General features: G+C 68.8%; 18 protein-coding genes. 10 read left to right on the top strand and 8 right to left on the bottom strand.

The window, feature by feature from the left end; all coding sequences use genetic code 11:
• Positions 1–66: 66 nt before the first annotated feature.
• From K0H49_RS10010 to glgX, 4 genes are read right to left on the bottom strand one after another with little or no spacing between them, the layout of a single operon-like run.
• The gene (locus K0H49_RS10010; protein WP_219211656.1) at positions 67–2,538 is read right to left on the bottom strand and encodes a glycogen/starch/alpha-glucan phosphorylase; all 2,472 of its coding nucleotides are present in this window, start codon (positions 2,536–2,538) and stop codon (positions 67–69) included.
• A 31-nt stretch (positions 2,539–2,569) separates the two neighbouring features.
• Entirely contained in the window at positions 2,570–4,012 is a 1,443-nt protein-coding gene (glgA, locus tag K0H49_RS10005; protein ID WP_219211655.1) for a glycogen synthase GlgA, read from the bottom strand.
• A complete protein-coding gene (glgC, locus tag K0H49_RS10000) occupies positions 4,012–5,316 on the bottom strand; it encodes a glucose-1-phosphate adenylyltransferase (RefSeq protein ID WP_219211654.1) in 1,305 nt (434 codons plus the stop codon). The genes glgA and glgC overlap by 1 nt, the downstream gene beginning before the upstream one ends.
• A gap of 24 nt (positions 5,317–5,340) precedes the next feature.
• Positions 5,341–7,407 carry a glycogen debranching protein GlgX gene (gene glgX, locus K0H49_RS09995; RefSeq protein ID WP_219213184.1) on the bottom strand — a complete coding sequence of 689 codons (2,067 nt, stop codon included), beginning with the start codon at positions 7,405–7,407 and terminating at the stop codon, positions 5,341–5,343.
• Between the two features lie 131 nt (positions 7,408–7,538).
• Here glgX and leuS point away from each other — a divergent pair, with 131 nt between their 5' ends.
• From leuS to holA, 3 genes are read left to right on the top strand one after another with little or no spacing between them, the layout of a single operon-like run.
• Positions 7,539–10,196, top strand: coding sequence for a leucine--tRNA ligase (gene leuS, locus K0H49_RS09990; protein ID WP_219211653.1), 2,658 nt, complete (start codon positions 7,539–7,541; stop codon positions 10,194–10,196).
• A 4-nt stretch (positions 10,197–10,200) separates the two neighbouring features.
• A complete protein-coding gene (locus K0H49_RS09985) occupies positions 10,201–10,713 on the top strand; it encodes an LPS-assembly lipoprotein LptE (RefSeq protein WP_219211651.1) in 513 nt (170 codons plus the stop codon).
• A gap of 5 nt (positions 10,714–10,718) precedes the next feature.
• Complete coding sequence (gene holA / locus K0H49_RS09980; RefSeq protein WP_219211649.1) at positions 10,719–11,792, top strand: DNA polymerase III subunit delta; 1,074 nt, start codon at positions 10,719–10,721, stop codon at positions 11,790–11,792.
• A gap of 21 nt (positions 11,793–11,813) precedes the next feature.
• Here holA and phnE (K0H49_RS09975) read toward each other — a convergent pair whose 3' ends face one another.
• The 4 genes from phnE (K0H49_RS09975) to phnD are packed head-to-tail and all read right to left on the bottom strand — an operon-like array spanning position 11,814 to position 15,201.
• Positions 11,814–12,635, bottom strand: coding sequence for a phosphonate ABC transporter, permease protein PhnE (gene phnE, locus K0H49_RS09975; protein WP_219211647.1), 822 nt, complete (start codon positions 12,633–12,635; stop codon positions 11,814–11,816).
• Positions 12,628–13,428, bottom strand: coding sequence for a phosphonate ABC transporter, permease protein PhnE (phnE, locus tag K0H49_RS09970; protein ID WP_219211645.1), 801 nt, complete (start codon positions 13,426–13,428; stop codon positions 12,628–12,630). Before phnE (K0H49_RS09970) ends, phnE (K0H49_RS09975) begins: the two co-directional genes overlap by 8 nt.
• The gene (gene phnC / locus K0H49_RS09965; RefSeq protein ID WP_219211643.1) at positions 13,416–14,201 is read right to left on the bottom strand and encodes a phosphonate ABC transporter ATP-binding protein; all 786 of its coding nucleotides are present in this window, start codon (positions 14,199–14,201) and stop codon (positions 13,416–13,418) included. Before phnC ends, phnE (K0H49_RS09970) begins: the two co-directional genes overlap by 13 nt.
• A 10-nt stretch (positions 14,202–14,211) precedes the next feature.
• The gene (gene phnD / locus K0H49_RS09960) at positions 14,212–15,201 is read right to left on the bottom strand and encodes a phosphate/phosphite/phosphonate ABC transporter substrate-binding protein (RefSeq protein WP_219211640.1); all 990 of its coding nucleotides are present in this window, start codon (positions 15,199–15,201) and stop codon (positions 14,212–14,214) included.
• A gap of 219 nt (positions 15,202–15,420) precedes the next feature.
• Between phnD and K0H49_RS09955 the strand changes: the two genes are divergently transcribed.
• The 7 genes from K0H49_RS09955 to K0H49_RS09925 all read left to right on the top strand — a co-directional run bounded on the left by K0H49_RS09955 (position 15,421) and on the right by K0H49_RS09925 (position 26,354).
• Positions 15,421–16,092, top strand: a complete 672-nt coding sequence (locus tag K0H49_RS09955; RefSeq protein ID WP_219211639.1) for a response regulator — start codon at positions 15,421–15,423, stop codon at positions 16,090–16,092.
• On the top strand, positions 16,085–17,557 hold the full coding sequence (locus K0H49_RS09950) for a sensor histidine kinase (protein WP_219211637.1): 1,473 nt from the start codon (positions 16,085–16,087) through the stop codon (positions 17,555–17,557). Before K0H49_RS09955 ends, K0H49_RS09950 begins: the two co-directional genes overlap by 8 nt.
• Positions 17,554–18,849, top strand: coding sequence for a glutamate-5-semialdehyde dehydrogenase (locus K0H49_RS09945; RefSeq protein WP_219211635.1), 1,296 nt, complete (start codon positions 17,554–17,556; stop codon positions 18,847–18,849). Before K0H49_RS09950 ends, K0H49_RS09945 begins: the two co-directional genes overlap by 4 nt.
• Positions 18,850–19,002: 153 nt before the next feature.
• A complete protein-coding gene (gene gshA / locus K0H49_RS09940) occupies positions 19,003–20,298 on the top strand; it encodes a glutamate--cysteine ligase (RefSeq protein ID WP_219211634.1) in 1,296 nt (431 codons plus the stop codon).
• A 166-nt stretch (positions 20,299–20,464) separates the two neighbouring features.
• A complete protein-coding gene (locus K0H49_RS09935) occupies positions 20,465–22,333 on the top strand; it encodes a potassium transporter Kup (protein WP_219211632.1) in 1,869 nt (622 codons plus the stop codon).
• Between the two features lie 377 nt (positions 22,334–22,710).
• Complete coding sequence (locus tag K0H49_RS09930; protein WP_219211630.1) at positions 22,711–24,888, top strand: type I secretion system permease/ATPase; 2,178 nt, start codon at positions 22,711–22,713, stop codon at positions 24,886–24,888.
• Positions 24,885–26,354 (top strand): HlyD family type I secretion periplasmic adaptor subunit, encoded by a 1,470-nt coding sequence (locus K0H49_RS09925; protein ID WP_219211627.1) that lies wholly within the window; start codon positions 24,885–24,887, stop codon positions 26,352–26,354. Before K0H49_RS09930 ends, K0H49_RS09925 begins: the two co-directional genes overlap by 4 nt.
• The last annotated feature ends 102 nt before the right edge of the window (positions 26,355–26,456 follow it).

The following is a 26,456-nucleotide window of genomic DNA, read 5'->3' as shown; positions in this document are numbered from 1 at the left end:
TTCTCGATGTGCAGGCGCTGTCTTGCCCCCACCCCAACGCTCCCCCAGCGGGGGAGGGAGAAACACTCAACCCAGGATCACCGGCTTGGTCTTCCAGATCTGGTGCGCGTACTCCGCGATGGTCCGGTCCGACGAGAACGCGCCCATGCCCGCCACGTTGAGGATCGCCGTGCGCGTCCACGCATCGGGGTCGCGGTAGAGCGCATCGACCCGGGCCTGGGTCTCGACGTAGCTCGCGTAGTCGGCCAGCAGCAGGTACTGGTCGCCCCAGTTCACCAGCGTGTCGTAGATGCCCTGGTAGCGCGCGGGTTCGCCGGGCGAGAACTTGCCGTCGCGGATCGCGTCGAGCACGCCCTGCAGCTCGGGGTTGCCTTCGTAGAAGCTGCGCGGCTGGTAGCCGTGCGCGCGGATGTCCGCCACCTCGGGCGTGGTGTTGCCGAAGATGAAGATGTTGTCGTCGCCGACGTTGTCCTTCATCTCGACGTTGGCGCCGTCCAGCGTGCCGATGGTGAGCGCGCCGTTGAGCGCGAACTTCATGTTGCCGGTGCCCGAGGCCTCGGTGCCGGCCGTCGAGATCTGCTCCGACAGGTCGGCCGCCGGCATGATGACCTCGGCCAGGCTCACGCTGTAGTTGGGCAGGAACACCACCTTGAGCAGCTTGCCCACGCGCGGGTCGTTGTTGACCACCGCCGCCACGTCGTTGATCAGCCGGATCACCAGCTTGGCCGCGTGGTACGCCGAGGCCGCCTTGCCGGCGAACACCACCACGCGCGGCACCAGTTCGCTGGCCTGGCCGGCCTCGTGCGCGGCCACGATGCGCTGGTAGCGCGAGACCACGTGCAGCACGTTGAGCAGCTGGCGCTTGTACTCGTGGATGCGCTTGACCTGCACGTCGAACATCGCGTCGGTGTCGACCGTGATGCCCATGTGCTGCTCGATCCAGTTGGCCAGCCGCAGCTTGTTCTCGCGCTTGGCGTGGCGGAAGGCGCGCACGAAGGCCGGCTGCTGCGCCATCGGGCGCAGGGCCTCGAGCTGCATCAGGTCGCGCCGCCAGCCGCGGCCGATGCGCTGGTCGAGCAGCGCCGCGAGCGACGGGTTGGCCTGCGCCAGCCAGCGCCGCGGCGTGACGCCGTTGGTCTTGTTGTTGAAGCGCTCGGGGAAGATGCGGTTGAAGTCCGCGAAGATCGACTGCTTCATCAGCTCGGAGTGCAGCCCCGACACGCCGTTGATCGAGTGGCTCGCGAGCACCGCCACATAGGCCATGCGCACGCGCCGCTCGCCGGTCTCGTCGATCAGCGACAGCCGGCGCAGCAGCTCGACGTCGTGACCCAGCTTCTGCGTCACGGTGGCCAGGAAGCGCGCGTTCAGGTCGTAGAGGATCTGCAGATGGCGCGGCAGGATGCGGCCCATCATCTCGACCGGCCAGGTCTCGAGCGCCTCGTGCATCAGCGTGTGGTTGGTGTAGCTGAACACCTTCTGCGTGTGGCCCCAGGCGGTGTCCCAGTCCAGGCCGTGCTCGTCGAGCAGCAGGCGCATCAGCTCGGGCACCGCCAGCACCGGATGGGTGTCGTTGAGGTGGATGCTGACCTTGTCGGGCAGCTGGTCGAAGGTCGTGTGGGTGCGCAGGTAGCGGCGCAGCAGGTCCTGCACGCTGGCGCTCACGAAGAAGTATTCCTGGTGCAGCCGCAGCTCGCGGCCCGAGGCCGTGGAGTCGTCGGGGTAGAGCACGCGCGAGACGTTCTCCGAGTGGTTCTTGCTCTCCACCGCCTGCATGTAGTTGCCGCGGTTGAAGGCCGACAGGTCGATCTCCTCGGTGGCGCGCGCCGACCACAGCCGCAGCGTGTTGGTGGCCTGCGTGCCGTAGCCCGGGATGATGGTGTCGTAGGCCACGGCCAGCACGTCGTGCGTGTCGACCCAGTCGGCCGCGCTGCCGCCGTCGCGCTTCTGCACATGGCCGCCGAAGCGAACCCGGTAGGTCACCTCGGGCCGCTGGAATTCCCAGGGATTGCCGCGCGTGAGCCAGTAGTCGGGCGTCTCGACCTGCTGGCCGTCGACGATCTTCTGGCGGAACATGCCGTACTCGTAGCGGATGCCGTAGCCGAAACCCGGCACGCCCAGCGTGGCCATCGAATCCAGGAAGCAGGCCGCGAGCCGGCCCAGGCCGCCGTTGCCGAGCGCCGCATCGGGCTCGCGCTCGGCCAGCGCCGCGAGGTCGACGCCGAAGTCGGTCAGCGCCTGCTTGACGATGTCCTGCAGCTCGAGCGCCAGCAGCGCGTTGGTGAAGGTGCGCCCGATCAGGAACTCCATCGACAGGTAGTACACGCGCTTGACGTCCTGCGCATAGCTCGCGCGCGTGGTGGCCATCCAGCGCTCGACCAGCTGGTCGCGCACCGCCAGCGCGGTGGCGTTGAGCCAGTCGTCGGGGCTGGCGGCCACGGGGTCCTTGCCGACCGCGTAGATCAGCTTGTTGGCCACGGCGCGCTTGAAGGCGGCCACGTCGCGGTCGGGATGGTCGTAGGCAAATTCTTCGATCGTCATGGGTGGGTCGTCGTGTGTGTGGATCGGAAGGTCAGGCGAGCGCTTGCTCGCAGACGGCGATGTAGTGCGCGGCGGCGGTCTGCCAGTCGGCGGGCTGCCGCATCGCGTGCGCGCGGACACGGCGCCAGTCGGCCGGCCGGTGGTACAGCGCGAAGGCACGGCGCAGCGCGCGGTCGAAGCCGGCGGCGTCGAAGTCGTCGAAGACGAAGCCGCTGGCAGTGCCGTCGGCCAAGTTCTCGAGCGTGCAGTCGACCACCGTGTCGGCCAGGCCGCCCACGCGGTGCACCAGGGGCAGACTACCGTACTTGAGGCCGTACATCTGCGTGAGACCACAGGGCTCGAACAGCGAAGGCACCAGCGTCACGTCGCCGGCGCCGAACAGCCGGTGCGCGAACCCCTCGTCGTAGCCCAGCGTGGCATGCACCGATTGCGGCGCTGCGGCGGCCCGTGCGCGAAAGGCTTCCTCGAGCCAGCGCTCGCCGGTGCCCAGGAGCGCGAGCTGGCCGCCGTGCGCCAGCAGCGTGTCGATCGCGCCCAGCACCAGGTGCTGGCCCTTCTGCTCGGTGAGCCGGCTGACCATCACGAACAGCGGGGCGTCGGGCGCGATGGCCAGGCCCAGCGCCTGCTGCAGCGCGGCCTTGCACAGCGCCTTGCCGCCCGGATGGCGCGTGTCGAAGGGCGTGGGCAGCAGCGCATCGTGGGCCGGGTTCCAGACCGCGTCGTCCACGCCGTTGAGGATGCCGCTCAGCACGCCGCTGCGCCCGCGCAGCAGGCCGTCGAGGCCGCAGCCCTGGGCGGGGGTCTGGATCTCGCGCGCGTAGGTCGGGCTCACGGTGGTGAGCCGGTCGGAGAAGTAGAGCCCGGCCTTCATGAACGACAGCTGGCCGTGGTACTCCAGCCCGTTCATGTGGAAGGCGGCTGGCGGCAGGCCCAGGCCGGCGAACTCCCAGGGCAGGAACAGGCCCTGGTAGGCCAGGTTGTGGACGGTGAAGACGCTGCCCACGCGCGGGCCTGGCGTGGGGTCGAAGGCCAGGTAGGCGGGCGCGAGCGCCGCATGCCAGTCGTGCGCATGCACCACTTCGGGTCGCCAGCCCGGGTCGAGGCCGCGCGCCAGCCGCGCGGCGGCCCAGCCCAGCAGCGCGAAGCGGCGCGCGTTGTCGGGGTAGGGTTGGCGCGCGGCATCCTCGTAGGGGTTGCCCGGGCGGTCGTAGCGCGCGGGCGCGTCGATGACGTAGGCCTGCACGGCGCCGATGCGGCCGGCGCGCAGCACCGCGCGCTCGCCCCAGGGCGCATCGAAGGCCGCCACCTCGGCGAGCTCGGTCACGCCGGCCAGGATCGCCGGGAAGCCCGGCAGCAGCACGCGCACGTCCTGCCCGGCCGCGGCCAGGGCATCGGGCAGCGCGCCGGCGACGTCCGCCAGCCCGCCGGTCTTGAGCAGGGGAAAGAACTCGGCGCTGACCTGGAGGATGCGCATCAGTGCGGGTCCTCGGCCAGCCGCTGCAGCATCTCGCGCGTGATCAGCACCACACCGGTCTCGGTGCGCTCGAAGCGGGCCGCGTCCGCGGCCGGGTCCTCGCCGACCACCATGCCCTCGGGGATCACGCAGGCGCGGTCGATCACCACCTTCGAGAGCCGGGCATGGCGGCCGACCTCGACGTCAGGCAGCAGCACGGCTTCGCTCACCTCGCAGAAGGAGTGGATGCGCACGCCCGAGAACAGCACCGAGCTGCTCACCTTCGACCCCGAGACGATGCAGCCGCCCGACACGATGGTGTTGACCGTGATGCCGGGCTGGCCGTTCTGGTCGAGCACGAACTTGGCCGGCGGCAGCTGCCGCTGGTAGGTCCAGATGGGCCAGTCGGTGTCATAGATGTCGAGCTCCGGGGTGATGGAGGCCAGATCGAGGTTGGCCGCCCAGAACGCATCAATCGTGCCGACGTCGCGCCAGTAGACCGGCGCGTGCGGCCCGCGCGCGCCGCGCGTCACGCACGACAGGCTGAACGGATGCGCGAGCGCACGGCCCTGGGCCACTGCCCGCGGGATGATGTCCTTGCCGAAGTCGTGGCTCGAGTCGGGGTTGACCGCGTCCTCCTCCAGCAGCTGGTAGAGGTACTCGGAATCGAAAACGTAGATGCCCATGCTGGCCAGCGCCACGTCGGGGTGGCCGGGCATGGCCGGCGGATCGGCGGGCTTCTCGAGGAACTCGGTGACGGTGCGGTCGGCGTCGATGGCCATCACGCCGAAGGCCGAGGCCTCGTGGCGCGGCACCTCGATGCAGCCCACCGTGCAGCCCAGGCCGCGCTCGGCATGGTCCTTGACCATGATCGAGTAGTCCATCTTGTAGATGTGGTCGCCCGCCAGCACCACCACGTAGTCGTGCCGGGTGGAGCGGGTCTGGATGATGTCGAGGTTCTGGAACACGGCATCGGCCGTGCCGCGGTACCAGTGCTCGTCGCCCACGCGCTGCTGGGCCGGCAGCACGTCGACCATCTCGTTGAGCTCGGCGCGCAGGAAGCTCCAGCCGCGCTGCAGGTGGCGCATCAGCGAATGCGACTTGTACTGCGTGACCACCGCCATCCGGCGGATGCCGGAGTTCAGGCAGTTCGACAGCGCGAAGTCGATGATGCGGAACTTGCCGCCGAAGTACACGGCCGGCTTGGCGCGCCGGTCGGTGAGCTGCTTGAGGCGGGAGCCGCGGCCGCCGGCCAGCACCAGGGCGATGGTGCGGCGTACCAGTTGATGGGCCTGCAAAGGTTGGATCTTGGCGTTCTCGGTCATGCGGCTTGTCTCCCGTGGTGTGGATCAGTTCGGCGTGGCTTCGGTCACGTTGTCGTCGCGCATCCGCTGGGCCAGCCACAGCGTGGCCGGCGGCAGGGTTTCGGCGCGGCGCAGCGGCCGGCGGGGCGGGTCCTCGTCTTCGCTGGCCAGCCGGCGCAGCCAGGCGCCGGGCGGCAGCGCGAAGTCGACGGCCTCGTCCCCGGCCTGGATGAGCACGAGCCATGCCACCTCGTGCGCCGGCGCGTCGAACAGCACCATCAGCGCGGGCCGGTCGCCGCGTTCCCAGTCGGCCGGCGTCATGGGCAGGCCCTCGGGCGTGAGCCAGCGCAGGCCCGAGGGCGCGTCCCCGGCAGGCCACCAGGAGGCGCTGCGCAGCGGAGCCGCCTCGCGCCGCAGCGCCAGCACCTGCGTCACGAAGCGCTGCAGCGCCGTGTCGGCATGCGGCCAGTCCAGCCAGGTCGTGGCGTTGTCCTGGCAGTAGGCGTTGTTGTTGCCCGCTTGCGTGTGGCCGATCTCGTCGCCCGCCAGCAGCATCGGCGTGCCCTGTGACAGCAGCAAGGCGGCCAGCAGCACGCGCTGCAGGCGTGCGCGCCCGGCCTGCACGGCCGGGTCGTCGGTCTCGCCCTCGACGCCGCCGTTGCGGCTCAGGTTGTGGCCGCTGCCGTCGCGGTTGTCCTCGCCGTTGGCCAGGTTGTGGCGCTCGGTGTAGCTCACGAGGTCGCGCAGCGTGAAGCCGTCGTGCGCGGTCACGAAATTCACGCTGGCCGTGGGCGCGCGGCCTTCGTGGCGGAATTCGCCGCTCGACGCGGTGAAGCGGTGCGCGAAATCGCCCAGGCCCGCGCCATGGCCCAGCCAGAAGCCGCGCTGGGTGTCGCGGTAACGGTCGTTCCATTCGAGCCAGCCGGGCGGGAACTGGCCCAGCCGGTAGCCGCCCGGGCCGATGTCCCAGGGCTCGGCGATCAGCAGCGCGCGCGACAGCACCGGGTCCTGCGCCATGGCGGCCAGCAGCGGGGCGCGCGGATCGAAGTCGCCGCCGCCGCGCCGCGCCAGCACCGGCGCCAGATCGAAGCGGAAACCGTCGACGCCCAGCGCCGTGACCCAGTGGCGCAGGCTGTCCATCGCCAGCTGCACCACGCGCGGCTCGGCGAAGTTCAGGCAGTTGCCGCAGCCGGTCCAGTTCTCATAGAGCGCGCGGTCGTCGGCGCGCAGGTGGTAGTAGAGCGCGTTGTCGATGCCGCGCAGCGACAGCGTGGGGCCGAGCTCGTCGGTCTCGGCGCTGTGGTTGTAGACCACGTCGATCACCAGCTCCATCCCGCGCGCGTGCACCGCGTCGGCCAGCGCGCGGAACTCCGAGGCCGGGGTGCTGCCGGGCCGGCCACTCCAGTAGCGCGCCTCGGGCGCGAACCAGCCGATGGTCGTGTAGCCCCAGTAGTTGGAGAGGCCCGCCTTCAGCAGCCGCTCCTCGTCGGCCCGGTGCTGCACCGGCATCAGGCTCAGCGTGGTGATGCCCAGGCCCTGCAGATGATCGAGCACGGCAGGCTCGGCCAGGCCGGCGTAGCTGCCGCGCAGCGCGGGCGGGACGGCGGGATGCCGCATCGTCTGGCCGCGCACGTGCAGCTCGCAGAGCACGCGCTCGGCCGCGGCCACGCGAGGCCGTGCCACGCGCAGGGGAGGGAGGTCCGCGGTCACACGCGCCTTGAGCGCGACCGGCCCGTTGTCGCGTGCATCCGCTTGTAACGATTGACCGGGCACATGGCCCAGGAACAGGTCGCTGCCGTCGTAGCGGCCGACGATCTCGCGCGCACAGGGGTCGAGCAGCAGCTTGGCGGGGTTGAAGCGCAGGCCGTCGTGCGGCGCCCAGGGGCCGTGCACCCGGTAACCGTAGACCAGGCCCGGCTGCGCGCCCGCGAAATGGCCGTGCCAGACCCCGTCGGTGCAGGCCGGCAGCGCCAGGCGTTGCTGTTCGCTGCGGCCGCCGGCGTCGAACAGACACAGCTCGACCCGCGTGGCGCGCGGCGCCACGAGGGCGAAGTTCAGGCCCAGCGGGCCGGCTGTCGCGCCCAGGGGGAAGGGGAGGCCTGCGGTCAGCATGTCGGGGTCGGTCGTTTTCATTGTGCATGCGAAAACCGCGCCAAGGCCCGGATGACGGGCCGGGTCGTCGCGCAGCCGCGATAATCCCCATTCCCCCGGCCGACCGAGCGCCGGGCTGTTGCCAAAGCCTCATGAACCCCAGCTACCAACCCGCCGACGTCGAAGCCGCTGCCCAGTCCCACTGGACCGCGGCCGATGCCTACCGTGTCGTCGAGAACCTGCGCGATGCGCGCGGCGATCTCAAGAAGAAGTACTACGCCTGCTCGATGCTGCCCTACCCCAGCGGCAAGCTGCACATGGGGCACGTGCGCAACTACACGATCAACGACATGCTGGTGCGCTACCTGCGCATGTCGGGCTACAACGTGCTCATGCCCATGGGCTGGGACGCCTTCGGCCTGCCGGCCGAGAACGCGGCCCTCAAGAACGGCGTGCCGCCGGCCCAATGGACCTACGAGAACATCGCCTACATGAAGGGCCAGCTCCAGGCCATGGGCCTGGCGATCGACTGGAGCCGCGAGATCGCCACCTGCGACCCGAGCTACTACAAGTGGAACCAGTGGCTGTTCCTGAAGATGCTCGAGAAGGGCATCGCCTACCGCAAGACCCAGGTCGTGAACTGGGACCCGGTCGACATGACCGTGCTGGCCAACGAGCAGGTGATCGACGGCAAGGGCTGGCGCACCGGCGCCACGGTCGAGCGCCGCGAGATCCCCGGCTACTACCTGAAGATCAGCGACTACGCCCCCGAACTGCTCGAGCACACCCAGCACAAGCTGCCGGGCTGGCCCGAGCGCGTCAAGCTGATGCAGGAAAACTGGATCGGCAAGAGCGAGGGCGTGCGCTTCGCCTTCACGCACGACATCCGGGGTGCCGACGGCAAGCCGATCCAGGACGGTCGCATGTACGTCTTCACGACGCGCGCCGACACCATCATGGGCGTGACCTTCTGCGCGGTCGCGCCCGAGCATCCGCTGGCCGCGCATGCCGCCAAGGCCGACCCCAAGGTCGCGGCCTTCATCGAGGAATGCAAGAACGGCGGCACCACCGAGGCCGAGCTCGCCACGCAGGAGAAGAAGGGCATGCCCACGGGCCTGACCGTCACGCACCCGATCACCGACGAGCAGGTGCCGGTGTGGGTCGGCAACTACGTGCTGATGAGCTATGGCGACGGCGCCGTGATGGGCGTGCCCGCGCACGACGAGCGCGACTTCGCGTTCGCCAACAAGTACGACATCGAGATCATCCAGGTCGTGCTGGTCGACGACGAGCCGCACTTCGACTATCACAAGTGGCAGGACTGGTACGGCGACAAGCAGCGCGGCGTGACCATCAACTCGGACAACTTCAGCGGCATGGGCTTCAAGGAGGCCGTGGCCGCGGTGGCGCATGCGCTGGGCCAGAAGGGCCTGGGCGAACTGCAGACCACCTGGCGCCTGCGCGACTGGGGCGTGAGCCGCCAGCGCTACTGGGGCACGCCGATCCCGATCATCCATTGCGACGAGCACGGCGCGGTGCCGGTGCCCGAGAAGGACCTGCCGGTGGTGCTGCCCACCGACTGCGTGCCCGACGGCTCGGGCAACCCGCTGCACAAGCACGAAGGCTTCCATGCCGGCGTGGTGTGCCCGGTGTGCGGCAAGCCCGCGCGGCGCGAAACCGACACGATGGACACCTTCGTCGACTCGTCCTGGTACTTCATGCGCTACTGCGACCCGAAGAACGACCAGGCGATGGTCGGCGAGGGCGCTGCCTACTGGATGCCGATGGACCAGTACATCGGCGGCATCGAGCACGCGATCCTGCACCTGCTGTACGCGCGCTTCTGGACCAAGGTCATGCGCGACCTGGGCCTGGTGAAGGTCGACGAGCCCTTCGCCAAGCTGCTCACGCAGGGCATGGTGCTCAACCACATCTACTTCCGGCGCGGTGCGTCGGGCGGCAAGAGCTACTTCCCGCCGCTCGAGGTCACGCCGGTGCTCGACGCGCAGGGCCGCATCGTCGGCGGCACGCTGGCCGACGGTTCGTCGGTCGAGTACGGCGGCGTGGGCAAGATGGGCAAGAGCGAGCGCAACGGCGTCGACCCGCAGGACCTGATCGAGCGCTACGGCGCCGACACCGCGCGGCTCTACACGATGTTCACCGCGCCGCCCGAGGCCACGCTGGAGTGGAACGACGCGGCGGTCGAGGGCAGCTCGCGCTTCCTGCGCCGGGTCTGGAACTTCGGTGCCGCCCAGCATGCCTTCGATGCCGGCGCGGGCCGGCCCGGCGCCACGGTCGACTTCGGCAAGGAGGCCAAGGCGCTGCGCCGCGAGGTCCACAGCGTGCTGCGCCAGGTCGACTACGACTACCAGCGCATGCAATACAACACGGTGGTGTCGGGCGCGATGAAGCTGCTCAATGCCCTCGAGGGCTTCAAGCCCGGCGGCGACGCGGGCGACCGCGTCGCGCTGCGCGAAGGCTTCGGCATCCTGCTGCGCGTGCTGTACCCGGCCACGCCGCACATCGCACACCAGCTGTGGCAGCAGCTGGGCTACGACCAGGCCTTCGGCGAGCTGCTCGACGCGCCCTGGCCGCTGGTCGATGCCGCAGCGCTGGTGCAGGACGAGATCGAGCTCATGCTGCAGATCAACGGCAAGCTGCGCGGCAAGGTGGTGGTGCCCGCGGGCGCCTCGAAGGCCGAGATCGAGGCGCTGGCGCTGGCCAGCGACGATTTCGTGCTGCACGCGGCCGGTGCGCCGGCCAAGCGCGTGATCGTGGTGCCGGGTCGGCTCGTCAACGTGGTGCTCTGATCGCATGAAACAACTCCAGCCCTCGCGTCGTCTTTTCCTGGCCTCCGCTTCCGCCGTGACCGTGCTGGCCGCGCTCGCGGGCTGCGGTTTCGAACTGCGCAAGGCGCCGATCTTCGCGTTCAAGAGCATCGCGGTGCCGGGCAACTCGGCCTTCGTGAACTACCTGCGGCGCAACCTCGCGGCCGCCGGCACGGTCACGCTGATCCCGGCGGCGCGTGCCTCCGAGGCCGAGGCGGTGCTCGACATCCTGGGCGAGAACCGCGACCGCGTGGTGCTCTCGACCAACTCGGCCGGCGAAGTCCGCGAGCTCGAGCTGCGGCTCACGATCCGTTTCCGCCTGCGCACGCCGGCCGGCAAGGAACTGCTGGTGACCGAGATCTCGCAGAAGCGCGACCTGACCTACAACGAGTCCAGTGCGCTCGCCAAGGACGCCGAAGCCGAACTGCTGTTCCGCGACATGCAGAACGACGTGGCGCAGCAGATGCTGCGCCGCCTCGCCGCGGTCAAGGAGGTCTAGCCCGCATGCAGCTGGCGGCCGCCCAACTCCAGGCGCACCTCGCGAAGGGGCTGCGCTCGCTCTACACGATCCACGGCGACGAGCCGCTGCTCGCGCAGGAGGCGGCCGACGCCATCCGCGCGGCCGCGCGCACGCAGGGCTACACCGAGCGCAGCTCGTACACCGTGGCCGGCGCGCACTTCGACTGGAGCGCGGTGCTGGCGGCGGGCGGTTCGCTCTCGCTGTTCGCCGACAAGCAGATCGTCGAGATCCGCATCCCCTCGGGCAAGCCGGGCAAGGACGGCAGCGTGGCGCTGCAGCAGATCGCCGAGGCCGCGCAGGGCAACGACAGCACGCTCACGCTGGTGCTGCTGCCCAAGCTCGATCGCGCGACGCGCACCGGCGCCTGGTTCTCGGCGCTCGAGAACCACGGCGCGAGCCTGCAGGTCGACCCGGTCGAGCGCGCGGCGCTGCCGCAATGGATCGCGCAGCGCCTGGCGCTGCAGGGCCAGCGCGTGAAGGCCGGCGAGGAGGGCCAGCGCACGCTGCAGTTCTTCGCCGACCGCGTCGAAGGCAACCTGCTGGCCGCGCACCAGGAAATCCAGAAGCTCGCGCTGCTGCATCCGGCCGGTGAGCTCGGCTGGGAACAGGTCGAGGGCGCGGTCAACAACGTGGCGCGCTACGACGTGTTCAAGCTCTCCGAGGCGGTGCTGGCCGGCAACCCGGTGCGCGTGGCACGCATGCTCGACGGCCTGCGCGCCGAGGGCGAGGCCGAGGTGCTGGTGCATTACACGCTGGCCGAGGACATCCGCGCGCTCAAGCGCGTGAAGGACGCGATGGGCGCGGGCCGCCCGCTGCCCATGGCGCTGCGCGAGAACCGCATCTGGGGCGCGCGCGAACAGGCTTTCGAGCGCGCGCTGCCGCGGCTCGACGACCGCGCGCTGGCGCGGCTGCTCAAGGCCGCGCACACGGTCGACGGCATCGTCAAGGGCCTGCGCCAGCCCGACTGGCCGGCCAGCGGCTGGCAGGCGCTGCAGCGGCTCGCGCTGATGCTGTGTCGGGCCTGCATGGCGCCGCCGGCCAAGGCCGCGCGGACCTGAGTCCGCGCGCGCCGCGGCGCGTCACAGCACGCGCTTGCGCACCTGGGTCACGACCACTTCGGCCAGCACCACGATCGCGAACACCGCGATCAGGATCACCGCCACCTGCGTCCACTGGAACAGGTTGAGCGCGGTGTCGAGCGCCACGCCGATGCCGCCGGCGCCCACCAGGCCGAGCACGCCCGACTCGCGTACGTTGATGTCCCAGCGCAGCAGCACCACCGACCAGAAGGCCGGCTTGATGTGCGGCCAGTAGCCGTACCAGACCTGCGCCGCCGTGGACGCGCCCGCGGCCTGCAGCGCCTCGATCGGGCCGCGCGGCGTCTGCTCGATGGCCTCGCCCAGCAGCTTGCCGACGAAGCCCACCGAACGGAAGGCGATCGCGAACATGCCGGCCAGCGGGCCGGGCCCGAAGATGGCGACGAACAGCAGCGCCCAGACCAGCGAGTTGACCGAGCGGCTGGCCACCAGCACCACGCGCGCGGCGAAGTTCAGCGCGCGGTTGCGCGTGATGTTGCCGGCCACCAGCAGCGCCAGCGGCACCGCCAGCACCAGCGCGAGCACCGTGCCCAGCGTGGCCATGTGCAGCGTCTCCATCAGCGCCGCGTGCACCACCGCCGGGTAGTGCGACCAGTCGACCGGCCACATGCGCGTGAGCATGTCGCCCATCTGCTCGGGCGCGTCGTAGAGGAATTCGGGGATCACCTCGATCGTGCGTGCCGACTGCACCACGGCCCAGACGATCAGCAGCCAGACGCCGTAGCGCAGCAGCCGCTGCGTGAGCGTGAAGCGCTGCCAGCGGCGCGGCGCGGTGGCGGCAGCGAGCGTGAGCGACTCAGACATCGAGTGCCTTTCGCGTGGCGTTCACCACCAGTTCGCCGACCACGATGATCGCGATCACGGTCGCCAGGATGGTGCAGACGAAGCTGTACTCGAAGCGCAGGAAGGCCGAGAACAGCGCCCCGCCGATACCGCCTGCGCCCACGATGCCCACCATGGTGGAGTTGCGCAGGTTGGAGTCCAGCTGGTAGGTGGCGAAGCCGACGAAGCGGCTCATCACCTGCGGCAGCACGCCGAACAGCACCACGTTGCCGAAGGACGCGCCGGTGGCACGCACCGCCTCGATCTGCTTGTGCGAGATCTCCTCGATGGCATCGGCGAACAGCTTGCCCACGAAACCGACCGTGGCCACCGTGAGCGCCAGGATGCCGGCCAGCGGCCCGAAGCCCACCGCCTTGACGAACATGATCGCGGTGATCACCGGATGCACCGCACGGCACACCGCGATCAGGCTGCGCGCGATCGCGCAGACCCAGTGCGGCACCATGTTACGCGCCGCCATCAGGCCGACCGGCAGGCTCAGCGCGACGCCGCCCACGGTGGCCAGCACCGCGATCTGCAGGGTCTCGCGGATGCCTTCCCACAGCACGTCCATCTTGCCCATGTCGGGTGGGAACATGCGCGAGAGAAAACGTGCGCCCTGGTGCAGTCCGCTGAGCAGGCGCGCGGGCGAGAGGTCGATCTGCGCGATCACGTAGACCGTGTAGGCCAGCAGCGCGAGCAGCGCCAGCTTCTGCTTGCCGCTCCAGGCGAAGGCGGTGGACGCGGGGCGCGCGGTGGCGTTCACTGCATCCATGCCTGGCCGCCGTAGATGGTCTGCAGGTGGTCGTCGGTCAGGCCCGCGGGCGGGCCGTCGTAGACCACATGGCCGCCGGTCATGCCGACGATGCGGTCGGAATAGCGCCGCGCCAGTTCGACGTCGTGGATGTTGACGATCACCGGGATGCCGCGCTCGCGGCCCTGGTCGCCCAGCAGCTGGATGATCTCGACCGAGGTCTTGGGGTCGAGTGAGGAGGTGGGCTCGTCGGCCAGCAGCAGCGCGGGCTGCTGCATCAGCGCGCGCGCGATGCCCACGCGCTGGCGCTGGCCGCCGCTGAGCGCATCGGCGCGCTGGTTGGCGAAGCTGCCCAGGCCGACCACGTCGAGCAGTTGGTAGGCGCGCTCGAAGTCCTCGGGCGCGAACTTCCTTCGCCAGGCCTTCCAGGCCGACAGGTAGCCAAGCCGGCCGGTCAGCAGGTTCTCCATCACCGTGAGCCGCTCGACCAGGTTGTATTCCTGGAACACCATGCCGATGTGGCGCCGGCTGTGGCGCAGCGCCGCGCCCTGCAGCCGGGCCATGTCGAGCCGCTGGCCGCCCACGTCGAGCCAGATCTCGCCGGCGGTCGGGTCGACCAGCCGGTTGATGCAGCGGATCAGCGTGGACTTGCCGGTGCCCGAGGGGCCGATGATGCTGGTCAGGCCGGTGCCGTCGATCTTGAGATCGATGGACTTGAGCACGGGCACGCCGGGGCGGTACTCCTTGACCAGCCCCTGGATGTGCAGCGAGCCTGCGGACGCGGTGGTGTTCATCGGGCGGGGCTTACTTCTTGGCCGCGGCCTTGTCGTAGGCGTCGCGGGTGAAGGTCTCGCCCGCCGAGGCCGCCACCTTGCGCACCAGTTCCCAGTCCTTCTGGTAGCTGATCGGCAGGAAGCGGTCGCCGCCCAGGCCCTTGGCCATCTCGGCCGGCACCTTGTAGTCGTAGAAGCACTGCTTGATCTTGTCCTGCAGCGCCGGCTCGAGGTTGTGCGCGTAGGCGTAGGCGTCGGTCGGGAACTTGTCGCTGGTGTAGAGCACCCGGAAGTCGTCGGCCTTGACCACGCCGCGATCGGTCATGTGCTGCAGCACGTCGCTGGCCACCGGGGCCGCGTCGTAGTCGCCGGACTTCACGCCGAGGATGGATTGATCGTGCTTGCCCGAATACACGACCTTGTAGTCGGTGTCGGGCGTCAGGCCGATGGCCGGGAACAGCGCGCGCGGCGCCAGGTTGCCCGAGTTGGACGAGGGCGAGGTGTGGGCGATCTTCTTGCCCTTGAGGTCGGCGATCTTCTGGAACGGGCTGTCCTTGCGCACGATCATCTTGAGGTTCATGCCCACCGAGCCTTCGCTGTTGCCGCGGATCGCGAAGGGCACGGCGCCGGCCAGGTTGACCGCGAAGTTGACCGGTCCGGGCGAGAATGCCGCCATGTGCAGGCGGCCCGAGCGCATGGCCTCGATCTGCGCCGCGTTGGACTGCACCGAGAAGAACACGACCTTCTTGTCCAGGCACTGCGAGAGGTGGCCCATGAAGGGGCGGAACAGCTTCTCGTAGATGGCCGGGTCTTCGACCGGCGTGAAGGCGAACACCAGCGTGCCGGGGTTGCGCAGCTTCTTCGGGTCGGTCGGCGTGTCGGCCACCAGGTCGCGGTTGGCGTCGCAATAGCCCGCGTCGAGGTCGCCACGGAAGGCGCAGGCCTCCTGCGCGGAAGCGCCGAATGCGGCGGCGAGCAGGGCCGCGGCGGCGGCGACTTGGAAAGCGGTTGTCTTTTTCATGCCAATCCTCTGAGGGGTGCTGGGGTGGTGGATCGGTGCGGACTATAGGCAGGCGCGATACGCAGAAGCCGGCCGCCTTTCGCTTCCCCTTCAGCCGGCTTTCAAACCGCTTGCAGAATGCCTCGGGACTTGCCCGGGGGCCGCGCGGGACGTCGCGCGCGCGAACCTACACTCGTGCGCCTTGAACCCTCCCGATTCCCTTCTCATTTCCAGGTCCCGATGAAGCTGCTGCTCGTGGAAGACGACTTCGACCTCAGCGGTGCCCTGGTGCGCGTGCTGAGCCGGCGCGGCTTCGAGGTCGACCATTGCAGCGACGGCGGTGCGGCGCTGGAGCGCCTGCAGGCCGGCCACTTCGACGTCGTGATGCTCGACCTCGGCATCCCGGGCATCGACGGCCTGCAGGTGCTGCAGCGCCTGCGCGGCCGCGGCGCGACCGTGCCGGTGCTGATCCTCACGGCGCGCGGCGCGGTGGGCGACCGCATCGCGGGCCTCAACGCGGGCGCCGACGACTACCTGGCCAAGCCCTTCGACCTCGACGAACTGGATGCGCGGCTGCGCGCGCTGGTGCGCCGCTCGGGCGGCATGGAGGCGCCGCGCTGCGGCGAGCTGCGCTACGAGCGCAGCACCGGCGCCTTCTATTTCCGCGAAGACCCGCTCGAGCTCACGCCGCGCGAGAGCGCGCTGCTGGCCGCGCTGATGGAGCGGCCCGGCCAGGCCATGACCAAGGAGCGGCTGACCGTGCTGGCCTTCGGCCAGGCGCTGCCCACGCAGCCCGATGCGATCGAGGTGGTGGTGCACCGCCTGCGCAAGAAGCTGGCGGCCACCGGCGTGCAGATCACCACCCTGCGCGGCGTCGGCTACCTGGTGCAGGAGGCGCGCGGCCATGCCTGAGGCGGCGGCGCCGGCGGCGTCGCGCACCCGCTCGCTGCGCTCGCGCCTGCTGCTCTGGCTGATCGGCCCGCTGGTGGCCTTCCTGGCCGTCAACGCCTACTTCACCTACACCTCGGCGCTGCAGACCGCGCAGCTGGCCTTCGATCGCCTGCTCGTGACCTCGGCGCACGCGCTGGCCGACCTGATCCGGCTGGAGCGCGGCGAGCTGCAGATCACGCTGCCCCATGCGGCGCTCGAGATCTACGACGGGACCGGCACCGGCGCGGGCGACGACGGCCCGGGCCGCAGCCGCATGGTCTACCGCGTGAGCTTCCTCGACGGCGAGTACCTGGCGGGCGACGAGGAACTCGCGCCCTACCACGAGCGGCCGCCGCAGCACCCGCTCTACCAGTCGATGATCGCGCTCTACGACACCACGGCGCGCGACGTCGGGCCGATGCGCATGGCGGCCCTGCTGCAGCCGGTCGAGTCCTTCGAGGGCATGCGGCTGGTGGTGGTGCAGGTGGGCGAATCCTCCGCCTACCGCACGCGGCTCGCGGCCCAGATCCTGCGCGGCACGCTGCTGCGGCAGGGCGCGCTGCTGGCGATCCTGCTGCTGCTGATCTGGGCCGTGGCGACGCTCGCGCTCAAGCCGGCGCGCGCGCTGGCGCGGCAGCTGGACCTGCGGCCTGCGCGCGACCTCACGCCGGTCGCGATCGAGCATCCGCCGCAGGAGTTGCAGCCGGTGGTGGCCGGCTTCAACGGCCTGCTGTCGCGGCTGGCGGCGGCGCAGGAGCAGCAGCGGCGCTTCGTGGCCGATGCCTCGCACCAGCTGCGCACGCCGCTCACCGTGCTGCAGCTGCAGGCCGACGCGGGCCTGCGCGGCGACCTGCCGCCCGAGGAGGCGCTGGCCAGCATCGCGGCCACCACGCGGCGCGCCAACCGGCTGGTCGAGCAATTGCTGTCCTCGGCGCGTGCGCAGCAGACCGCGGCGCAGGAGCCGGCCGAGCGCTTCGATCTGCGCGCGCTGGCCGAGGACGTGGCGGTGGAGCTGTCGCCCCTGCTCGCGCAGCGCCACCACGCCTTCCAGCTCGACGGCGCGGCCTGCGAACTGAGCGGCTACCGCTGGATGGTGCGCGAGATCCTGGGCAACCTGCTGAAGAACGCGATCGAGTTCACGCCCGAGGGTGGCGCGCTGGGCATCCGCATCGTGCCGGAGGACGGCACCGATGGCGTGGCGCTGACGGTCTGGGACTCGGGCCCGGGCCTGTCCGAGGCGATGCGCGAACAGGTCTTCACCCCCTTCGTGGCCGACCGCTCCTCGCGCGGCGCCGGGCTGGGGCTGGCCATCTGCCTGGACCTGGCGCGCACGCTGGGCGCCACGCTCACGCTGGTCAACGGGCCGACCGGCCCCGAGGGCGCCGGCGGCCTGCAGGCAACCCTTCGGCTGCCCGGCCGGGTGGGGCATGAGAAAATGCCCCCATGAACGCGTTCAATGTCAGAGAACACATGCAGGCCCTGGGCCTGCAAGCCAAAACCGCCTCCGCCCTGATGGCGCGCGCCGATGCGGCGATCAAGAACAAGGCGCTCAAGGCGCTGGCCCGCCTGCTGCGCGAAGGCGCCGAAGACCTGGCGCCGGCCAATGCCCGCGATGTCGAGCGCGCCACCGCCGCCGGCCTGTCGGCCCCGATGGTCGACCGGCTCAAGCTCACGCCCAAGGTGATCGAGACCGTGGCCCTGGGCTGCGAGCAGCTGGCCGCCATGCCCGACGTGATCGGCGAGATCATCGGCATGAAGCAGCAGCCCAGCGGCATCCGCGTGGGCCAGATGCGGGTGCCGATCGGCGTCTTCGGCATGATCTACGAGAGCCGCCCCAACGTGACCATCGAGGCCGCGAGCCTGGCGATCAAGAGCGGCAACGCGGCCATCCTGCGCGGCGGTTCGGAGGCCATCGAGTCGAACAAGGCGCTGGCCGCGCTGGTGTCGGCCGCGCTGGCCGAGGCCGGGCTGCCGGTCGAGGCGGTGCAGCTGGTGCAGACCACCGACCGCGAGGCCGTGGGCCAGCTGATCGCCATGCCCGAGTTCGTCGACGTGATCATCCCGCGCGGCGGCAAGGGCCTGATCGAGCGCATCAGCCGCGACGCCAAGGTGCCGGTCATCAAGCACCTCGACGGCAACTGCCATGTGTATGTCGACGACAGCGCCTCGCTCGACATGGCGGTCAAGGTGGTGGACAACGCCAAGACCCAGAAATACAGCCCCTGCAATGCGGCCGAGGGCCTGCTGGTGGCGGCCTCGGTGGCCGACGTGTTCCTGCCCGAGATCGGCGCGGTGTTCGCGGCCAAGGGCGTGGAGATGCGCTGCGACCCGGTCGCGGCGCGCATCCTGCGGGCCGACGACGCGCTGCACGGCGGCCACGCGACCATCGTCGATGCGGTCGAGTCCGACTGGTCGGAGGAATATCTCGCGGCCGTGATCAGCATCAAAGTGGTCGAGGGCGTCGACGAGGCCATCGCCCACATCAACCGCTACTCGAGCCATCACACCGACGCGATCCTCACGCGCGACCACATCAACGCCCAGCGTTTCCTGCGCGAGGTCGATTCGGCCAGCGTGATGGTGAATGCGAGCACCCGCTTCGCCGACGGCTTCGAGTTCGGGCTCGGCGCCGAAATCGGCATCAGCACCGACAAGTTCCATGCGCGCGGCCCCGTGGGCATCGAAGGGCTCACGTCCTTGAAATACGTGGTGCTGGGTCAGGGCGAGGTCAGGAGCTGAGCCGCACCCTCGGCCGGCCCGCATCGCATCGCCCCCTTGCCCAGGGGGCTTTTCGTTTCTGGCAGCGCTTTTTTTGGCTTGTCATCTGGCCGGGTGGCCCCAAATCCTACAATTCCACTCCACCTTTACGCTGAACGCACACAAGGCCGCCGCATGGTCCCCCACCTCGTCACCGCCCTGACCGGCCCCATCAACGAACTCGAACAACGCGTTCTCGACTCCACTCCTGCCATCGAGCGCTGGTTCCGGCTGGAATGGATGGAGCACACGCCGCCCTTCTACAGCGCGGTCGACATCCGCAATGCGGGCTTCAAGCTGGCCCCGGTGGACACCAACCTGTTCCCCGGCGGCTGGAACAACCTGACGCAGCAGATGCTGCCGCTGGCGGTGCAGGCGGCTCAGGCGGCGATCGAGAAGATCTGTCCGGAAGCGCGCAACCTGCTGGTGATCCCGGAAAACCACTCGCGCAACACCTTCTACCTGGCCAACATCGCCCAATTGGTGCGCATCTTCCACATGGCCGGGCTCAACGTGCGCGTGGGTTCGATCGACCCGGCGATCAAGTCGCCCAAGACCATCGAGCTGCCCAATGGCGACACGGTCACGCTCGAGCCCGTGGTGCGCACCAAGCGCCGCCTGGGCATCAAGAACTTCGACCCCTGCACCATCCTGCTGAACAACGACCTGTCGGCCGGCGCCCCGGGCATCCTGGAAGACCTGCACGAGCAGTACCTGCTGCCGCCGGTGCACGCCGGCTGGTCGGTGCGGCGCAAGAGCAACCATTTCCGCAGCTATGAAGAGGTGTCCAAGCGCTTCGGCAAGCTGCTGGGCATCGACCCCTGGCTGATCAACCCGATGTCCAGCCGCGCCGCGGGCGTGAACCTGGGCGAGGGCGTGGGCGTCGACGTGATCACCAGCCATGTCGATGCGATGCTCACCAAGGTGCGCCGCAAGTACAAGGAATACGGCATCAACGAGAAGCCCTTCGTGATCGTCAAGGCCGACAGCGGCCCGGGCGGCACCAGCGTGATGACGGTGCGCGATGCCAAGGAAGTGATGGAACTCAGCCAGCAGGCCCACAGCCGGACCAGCCCGGGGCGGGCCGGCCAGGAGCTCGAGGACCTGATCATCCAGGAGGGCGTGCTGACCAACGAGCGCGTCCACGAGGGCGTGGCCGAACCGGTCGTCTACATGATGGACCGCTACGTGGTGGGCGGTTTCTACCGTGTGCATGCCGACCGCGGCAGCGACGAAAGCCTCAAGTCGCCGGGTGCCAGCTTCGTTCCGTTGGCTTTTTCCGACAGTGCACACCTGCCGCAGCCCGGCGCCAAGCCCGGCGCCAGCGCGCCGAATCGCTTCTACATGTACGGCGTGATCGGCCGCCTGGCCATGGTGGCGGCCAGCTACGAGCTCGAAGCGACCGACCCCGACGCCGAGGTCTACGAGTAAAGACCGCGCCGCCGTGTCTTTGCGGGGACCGGCGGCAACGGCAGAATAGCGGTCCCACAGCAACGGAATTACCAGGTCGGCGTTGAGTGGCGGTCGTCAGCCAGACGGGCGCCGTCGTCCCAGGAGGGGTGTGATCTCACACCGCTTCGCCTGTTCCATCGACCTCGTGTCCGCTCCCAAAACGTCTTCCGCCGCGCTCGTGCTCGGTGCCATCGGCATCGTCTACGGCGATATCGGCACCAGCGTCCTCTACGCCATCAAGGAAATCTTCGGGCACGGCCATGTGCCGTTCACGATCGAGAACGTGTACGGCATGCTCTCGATGATCTTCTGGACGATGACGGTCATCGTCTCCATCAAGTACGTGGTGCTGGTGCTGCGCGCCGACAACGAGGGCGAGGGGGGCTTGGTGGCGATGTTGGCGCTGGCTTCGCGCGCCGTGGTCGACCGGCCCAAGCTGCGCAACGGCCTGCTGGCCGTCGGCATCTTCGGCACCGCGCTGTTCTACGGCGACGGCGTGATCACGCCGGCGATCTCGGTGCTGTCGGCGGTCGAGGGCCTGGAGGTGATCTCGCCGCACTTCAAGGGCTACGTGATCCCGATCACGCTGGTCGTGCTGTTCTGCCTGTTCGCGGTGCAGAAGCGCGGCACCACGGGCATCGGCAAGTTCTTCGGGCCGATCACGCTGGCCTGGTTCCTGGTGCTGGCGCTGCTGGGCGTCTCGCAGATCGTCACCCACCCCGAGATCCTGGCGGCCGTGAGCCCGCACTACATGGTGCGCTTCGTCTGGGACAACCCCGGCATCAGCTTCATCGTGCTTGGCGCCGTGGTGCTGTGCGTGACCGGCGCCGAGGCGCTCTATGCGGACATGGGCCACTTCGGCAAGCGGCCGATTCGCATCGCCTGGTTCTCGGTGGTCATGCCCTGCCTGGTGCTCAACTACTTCGGCCAGGGCGCGCTGCTGCTGGGCGACCCGAGCGCGGTCACCAATCCCTTCTTCCGCATGGCGCCCGAATGGGCGCTGGTGCCGCTGGTGGTGATGGCCACGGCCGCCACCGTGATCGCCTCGCAGGCCATGCTGACCGGCGCCTTCAGCGTCACGCGCCAGGTGATCCAGCTGGGCTACCTGCCGCGCCTGCGCATCGAGCACACCAGTGCGCGTTCGGCCGGCCAGATCTACATTCCCTTCGTCAACTGGGCGCTGTTCGTCTGCATCGTGCTGGCGGTCGTGATGTTCCGCAATTCGAGCAACCTGGCCGCGGCCTACGGCATCGCGGTCACGACCGACATGCTGATCACCACGGTGCTGACCTTCTTCGTGATCCGCTTCGCCTGGAAGCTGCCGCTGCTGCTGTGCATCGGCGCCACCGCGATCTTCTTCCTGATCGACTTCGCCTTCTTCGCCTCCAACCTGCTCAAGCTGCCGCAGGGCGGCTGGTTCACCGTGATGATCGGCCTGGCCGTCTTCACGCTCATGATCACCTGGAAGGAAGGCCGCCGGCTCATGGGCGAAACCCAGCGCGCCGACGCCATCGACCTGCGCAGCTTCCTGGGCGCGGTCTTCGTGAGCCCGCCCGCGCGGGTCGAGGGCACGGCCGTGTTCCTCAACGCCGAGCCCGGCAGCGTGCCCAACGCGCTGCTGCACAACCTCAAGCACAACAAGGTGCTGCACGAGCAGAACCTGTTCGTCACGGTGCGCAACCACGAGGTGCCCTGGATCCCGATGGACAAGCGCATCGAGATGGAGCCGCTGGGCCACCACTGCTGGCAGGTGATCGTGCACTACGGCTTCAAGAACGACATCGACCTGCCGCGCGCACTCGAGAACGCGCGCCTGCGCGGCTGCCAGCTCGAGCCCATGACCACCAGCTACTTCCTCTCGCGCGACGTCGTGATCCCCACGCTGGGCAGCGGCATGGCGCCCTGGCGCGAGAAGCTGTTCGCGCAGATGCACCACAGCGCGAGCGGGGCGGCGAACTTCCTGAACCTGCCGAACAACGCGGTGGTGGAGCTGGGGTCGAAGATAGAGATTTAGCCCGCCCTGTCTCGCGAACTTCATTTCGCTTCGCTGTGTTCTCTTGCAGGGAAACATTGGCAGTCTGAGCGACCGTCAAGATCGCGAAAGGGATACTTTTTCTTTTCTGGCCGCCTGAAGACTATTCTTGACGTTCATTGCCGGCAAAAGACATTGCGTTGTAAACAGTTCATCGATCGGATATTTTTGAGTTTTTGACCCCCCGACCGCGCGGGGGGCGGTTATCTTTCGCCCACTTGAAACGAAGAGTTCAAGGTGGGAGGGGAAGAATGAAGGTCGAGAAGACTGGCTTGCTGGAGGCAACGGCGTTTTTGGACGCCGGTGGCGGGGCGAGTGATCCGCGAGATCCGTGTGTGCCGCCTGGTTCAGCGGCATGGATGTCGCTGTGCACTATCGCCCGCTTCCACCAGATCGCCGCCGATCCCGCCACCCTGTCCCACCAACTGGGCCTGTCACCCTCCGACGCCGTCGACACGCCCGTCCTTTTGCGCGCCGCAAGGGAATTGGGCCTCAAGGCCAAGCATTCCCGCACCTCGGTCGAACGCCTGGCGCTGACACCGCTGCCCGCGCTTGCGTTGCTTCGCAATCCCGACGGCACCCTACATGTGGTCGTGCTGGCCCAGTGCGACGCCCAACGCGTCCTGCTTCAAGACCCGGCCTCCGACAATGGCCGCCCGGTGATCGAGCCGCTGGCGGCCTTCGCCGCGCGCTGGACCGGTGAACTCATCCTCATCACCAGCCGTGCCAGTTGGGCCGGTGAACTCGCCAAGTTCGACTTCTCCTGGTTCATCCCCAGCCTGGTCAAGTACCGCCGCCTGCTGGGCGAGGTGCTGCTCATCAGCTTCACGCTGCAGCTCTTCGCACTGGTCAGCCCGCTGTTCTTCCAGGTTGTGATGGACAAGGTGCTGGTGCACCGCGGCGTCACCACGCTGGACGTGCTGGTCATCGGTCTGGTCGTGGTGGTCGTTTTCGAGAGCGTGCTCAACGGCCTGCGCACCTATGTCTTCAGCCACACCACCAGCCGCATCGACGTGGAACTCGGCGCGCGCCTGTTCCGTCACCTGGTTCAACTGCCGCTGGCCTACTTCCAGGCCCGCCGCGTGGGGGACTCGGTCGCACGCGTGCGCGAACTCGAGAATATCCGCAGCTTCCTGACCGGCAACGCGCTGACCGTGCTGCTGGACGTGCTCTTCTCCATCGTCTTCGTGGCCGTCATGTTGCTCTACAGCGTGCCGCTGACGCTGATCGTGCTGGTCAGTCTGCCGCTGTACTTCGGCCTGAGCCTGGCGGTCGTCCCCGTGCTGCGCCGACGGCTCGACCAGAAATTCACCCGCGGCGCGGAGAACCAGTCGATGCTGGTCGAGACCGTCACTGGCATCCAGACTGTCAAGGCCACGGCACTCGAGCCTGCCTTCGCGCGCCGGTGGGACCACCAGCTCGCGGCCTACGTCTCGGCCAGCTTCAAGACCCAGAACATCGCGAGCTGGGCGCATGAGGGTGTCAACCTCATCGGCAAGCTCGTCAATGCCGCCGCCCTCTGGTATGGCGCCCACCTGGTGATGAACAACGAGCTCACCGTCGGCCAGTTCGTTGCTTTCAACATGTTCGCCCAGCGTGTGGCCCAGCCCATCATGCGCATGGCGCAGCTGTGGACTGATTTCCAGCAGACCGGTATCTCGATGGCGCGATTGGGCGACATCCTCAACACCCGCACCGAGGTGCCACCGACCACTGCGGCGCAGCTGCCCGCTCTGACGGGCCGCGTCACCCTTGACAACCTGAGCTTTCGCTACCGTCCCGAGGCCACGCCCGTGCTGCACGGCGTGAGCCTGGACGTAAGCCCCGGCGAAGTCATCGGCATCGTTGGGCGCTCAGGCTCTGGCAAGAGCACGCTGACCAAACTGATCCAGCGCTTGTACAGCCCGGAGCAGGGCAGATTGCTGGTCGACGGCATCGACATCAGCCTGATCGACGCGGCCCAGCTTCGGCGCCAGGTCGGCGTGGTGCTGCAGGAGAACCTGCTGTTCAACCGCAGCGTGCGCGAGAACATTGCCATCGCCGACCCGGCCGCCCCCATCGAGGCGGTAATTCGCGCCGCCCAGCTCGCAGGCGCGCATGAATTCATCAGCGAACTGCCCGAGGGCTACGACACGATGGTCGGCGAGCAGGGCGCCAGCCTTTCGGGAGGCCAGCGCCAGCGGGTGGCCATCGCCCGGGCCTTGTTCACCCAGCCGCGCATCCTGATCTTCGACGAGGCGACCAGTGCCTTGGACTACGAGTCCGAGGCCATCGTCCAGCGCAACATGGCCCACATCTGCAGGGGCCGCACGGTGTTCATCATTGCCCACCGCCTGAGCGCAGTGCGCCATGCGAACCGCATCGTCGTGTTGGACAAGGGGCGCATCGTCGAGGGCGGCACGCACGAGGCGCTGCTTCAGAGGCCCCAAGGCATCTATGCGCACCTGTGGGCAATGCAGGCCGGAGGGCGGCCGAGCGACACGGCGGGCAACAGCGGCGCGATGGGGTCGGTCGCGAGCGAAGGAGCGGCCGTATGACCGACGTTGCCGCCAACGCGCCCCATGTCCGGCATCCGATTGTGGAACTGCTGGGGCGATACGGCGCCATCTTCCGCGACGCCTGGCGTCATCGCCACGAACTCGCCGGTCCGAGCCGCCACGCGGATGAGACGGCCTTTCTGCCCGCAGCGCTGAGCCTGCAGGACACGCCTGTCCACCCCGCACCGAGACGCCTTGCCTTCGCGCTCATCGCCCTGTTCTTCATCGCGCTCGTGTGGTCCATCTTCGGCCAGGTCGACATCGTGGCGGTTGCGCCCGGGCGCATCGTGGTCAGCGAGCGCACCAAGGTGATCCAGCCGCTGCAGGTGAGCGTGGTGAAGCGCGTGCTGGTGAAGGACGGCGACCGTGTCGAAGCCGGGCAAGCCCTGGTCGAACTCGATCCCACAGGCGCCACGGCGGACAAGACCAACGTCGACGAACAGCTGAAGTCGGCGCAGTCCGAGGCGCTGCGTGCGCGGCTGCTCCAGCAGGCGCTGACCGCGACCGTCATCGGCGCCGGAGGCAAGACACCCGACCTGCCCCCGAAACTCGTTCCTGAAACCTGGACGGAAGAAGACGCCGTCTCTGCGAAGACCCAGTTGAGCGCCGAGTGGAGCGACATCACCGCCAAGCTGGCGAAGTCCGCGGCCGAGCTCGTACGCCGGCAGGCGGAGATCGCCACGGTGCGCGAGATGGTCGCCAAGCTGGAGACGACGCTGCCGATTGCCCGCCAGCGAGAAGCCGACTTCAAGCAACTGGCCGACCAGGGCTTCATGTCGAGCCACGCGAGCCAGGACCGGATGCGCGAGCGCGTGGAACTGGAGCGCGACCTCGCCACGCAGCAGGCCCGCCTGGTCGAGGCCAACGCGACGCTGCGGGAGAGCGAGAACACGCGTTCAGCCTACCTGGCGGAGACGAGGCACAGCCTGCGGGAGCGGGAAGCCGCGGCCGATCTGAAGCGCCAGCAAGGCACTCAGGAACATGCTAAAGCCCTTTACCGGGAAAAGCTCACCACGCTGAGCGCGCCGGTGAAGGGCACTGTGCAGCAACTCGCCATACACACGGAGGGCGGTGTAGTCACCGAAGCCCAGCCCCTGATGGTGATCGTGCCGGACGACGCGCGCGTGACGGCCGAGGTCACGCTGGACAACAAGGACATCGGCTTCGTTCATGTGAGCGACGCGGCGGAGATCAAGCTGGAGACCTTCACCTTCACGCGCTACGGAACGGTGAAGGCGAGGGTGCAGACCGTGACGGCCGATGCGGTCAACGACGAGAAGCGCGGGGCGATCTTCCCGGTCGTCCTGCGCTTGGACAAGATCGTCATCGATGTGGATGGCAAACAGATCAGGCTGAGCCCCGGCATGAACCTGACGGCAGAAATCAAGACCGGACAACGGCGGGTCATCGAGTTCTTGCTGAGCCCGATACAGAAGGCGACCGTTGAAAGCCTCAGGGAGCGATGAATTGCACGACCTTGCATCGACGACGCAACTGGCGGGGCAAAGGCCGCCCGGCTTACCACGGCAGCTCCGGTGCCAGGCTGAGTGGGAAAGGCTCAGACGCCA

The organism is Variovorax boronicumulans, assembly GCF_019352895.1.
GTDB lineage: Bacteria > Pseudomonadota > Gammaproteobacteria > Burkholderiales > Burkholderiaceae_C > Variovorax > Variovorax boronicumulans_A.
This window is presented reverse-complemented; position numbering and strand designations above follow the sequence as displayed.

What these genes read in the sequence shown, in the direction of transcription:
- K0H49_RS10010 (WP_219211656.1), bottom strand. Translation starts at nt 2,538, where the DNA reads ATGACGATCGAAGAATTTGCCTACGACCATCCCGACCGCGACGTGGCC.
- glgA (WP_219211655.1), bottom strand. Translation starts at nt 4,012, where the DNA reads ATGCGCATCCTCCAGGTCAGCGCCGAGTTCTTTCCCCTGCTCAAGACC.
- glgC (WP_219211654.1), bottom strand. Translation starts at nt 5,316, where the DNA reads ATGACCGAGAACGCCAAGATCCAACCTTTGCAGGCCCATCAACTGGTA.
- glgX (WP_219213184.1), bottom strand. Translation starts at nt 7,407, where the DNA reads ATGCTGACCGCAGGCCTCCCCTTCCCCCTGGGCGCGACAGCCGGCCCG.
- leuS (WP_219211653.1), top strand. Translation starts at nt 7,539, where the DNA reads ATGAACCCCAGCTACCAACCCGCCGACGTCGAAGCCGCTGCCCAGTCC.
- K0H49_RS09985 (WP_219211651.1), top strand. Translation starts at nt 10,201, where the DNA reads ATGAAACAACTCCAGCCCTCGCGTCGTCTTTTCCTGGCCTCCGCTTCC.
- holA (WP_219211649.1), top strand. Translation starts at nt 10,719, where the DNA reads ATGCAGCTGGCGGCCGCCCAACTCCAGGCGCACCTCGCGAAGGGGCTG.
- phnE (WP_219211647.1), bottom strand. Translation starts at nt 12,635, where the DNA reads ATGTCTGAGTCGCTCACGCTCGCTGCCGCCACCGCGCCGCGCCGCTGG.
- phnE (WP_219211645.1), bottom strand. Translation starts at nt 13,428, where the DNA reads ATGGATGCAGTGAACGCCACCGCGCGCCCCGCGTCCACCGCCTTCGCC.
- phnC (WP_219211643.1), bottom strand. Translation starts at nt 14,201, where the DNA reads ATGAACACCACCGCGTCCGCAGGCTCGCTGCACATCCAGGGGCTGGTC.
- phnD (WP_219211640.1), bottom strand. Translation starts at nt 15,201, where the DNA reads ATGAAAAAGACAACCGCTTTCCAAGTCGCCGCCGCCGCGGCCCTGCTC.
- K0H49_RS09955 (WP_219211639.1), top strand. Translation starts at nt 15,421, where the DNA reads ATGAAGCTGCTGCTCGTGGAAGACGACTTCGACCTCAGCGGTGCCCTG.
- K0H49_RS09950 (WP_219211637.1), top strand. Translation starts at nt 16,085, where the DNA reads ATGCCTGAGGCGGCGGCGCCGGCGGCGTCGCGCACCCGCTCGCTGCGC.
- K0H49_RS09945 (WP_219211635.1), top strand. Translation starts at nt 17,554, where the DNA reads ATGAACGCGTTCAATGTCAGAGAACACATGCAGGCCCTGGGCCTGCAA.
- gshA (WP_219211634.1), top strand. Translation starts at nt 19,003, where the DNA reads ATGGTCCCCCACCTCGTCACCGCCCTGACCGGCCCCATCAACGAACTC.
- K0H49_RS09930 (WP_219211630.1), top strand. Translation starts at nt 22,711, where the DNA reads ATGTCGCTGTGCACTATCGCCCGCTTCCACCAGATCGCCGCCGATCCC.
- K0H49_RS09925 (WP_219211627.1), top strand. Translation starts at nt 24,885, where the DNA reads ATGACCGACGTTGCCGCCAACGCGCCCCATGTCCGGCATCCGATTGTG.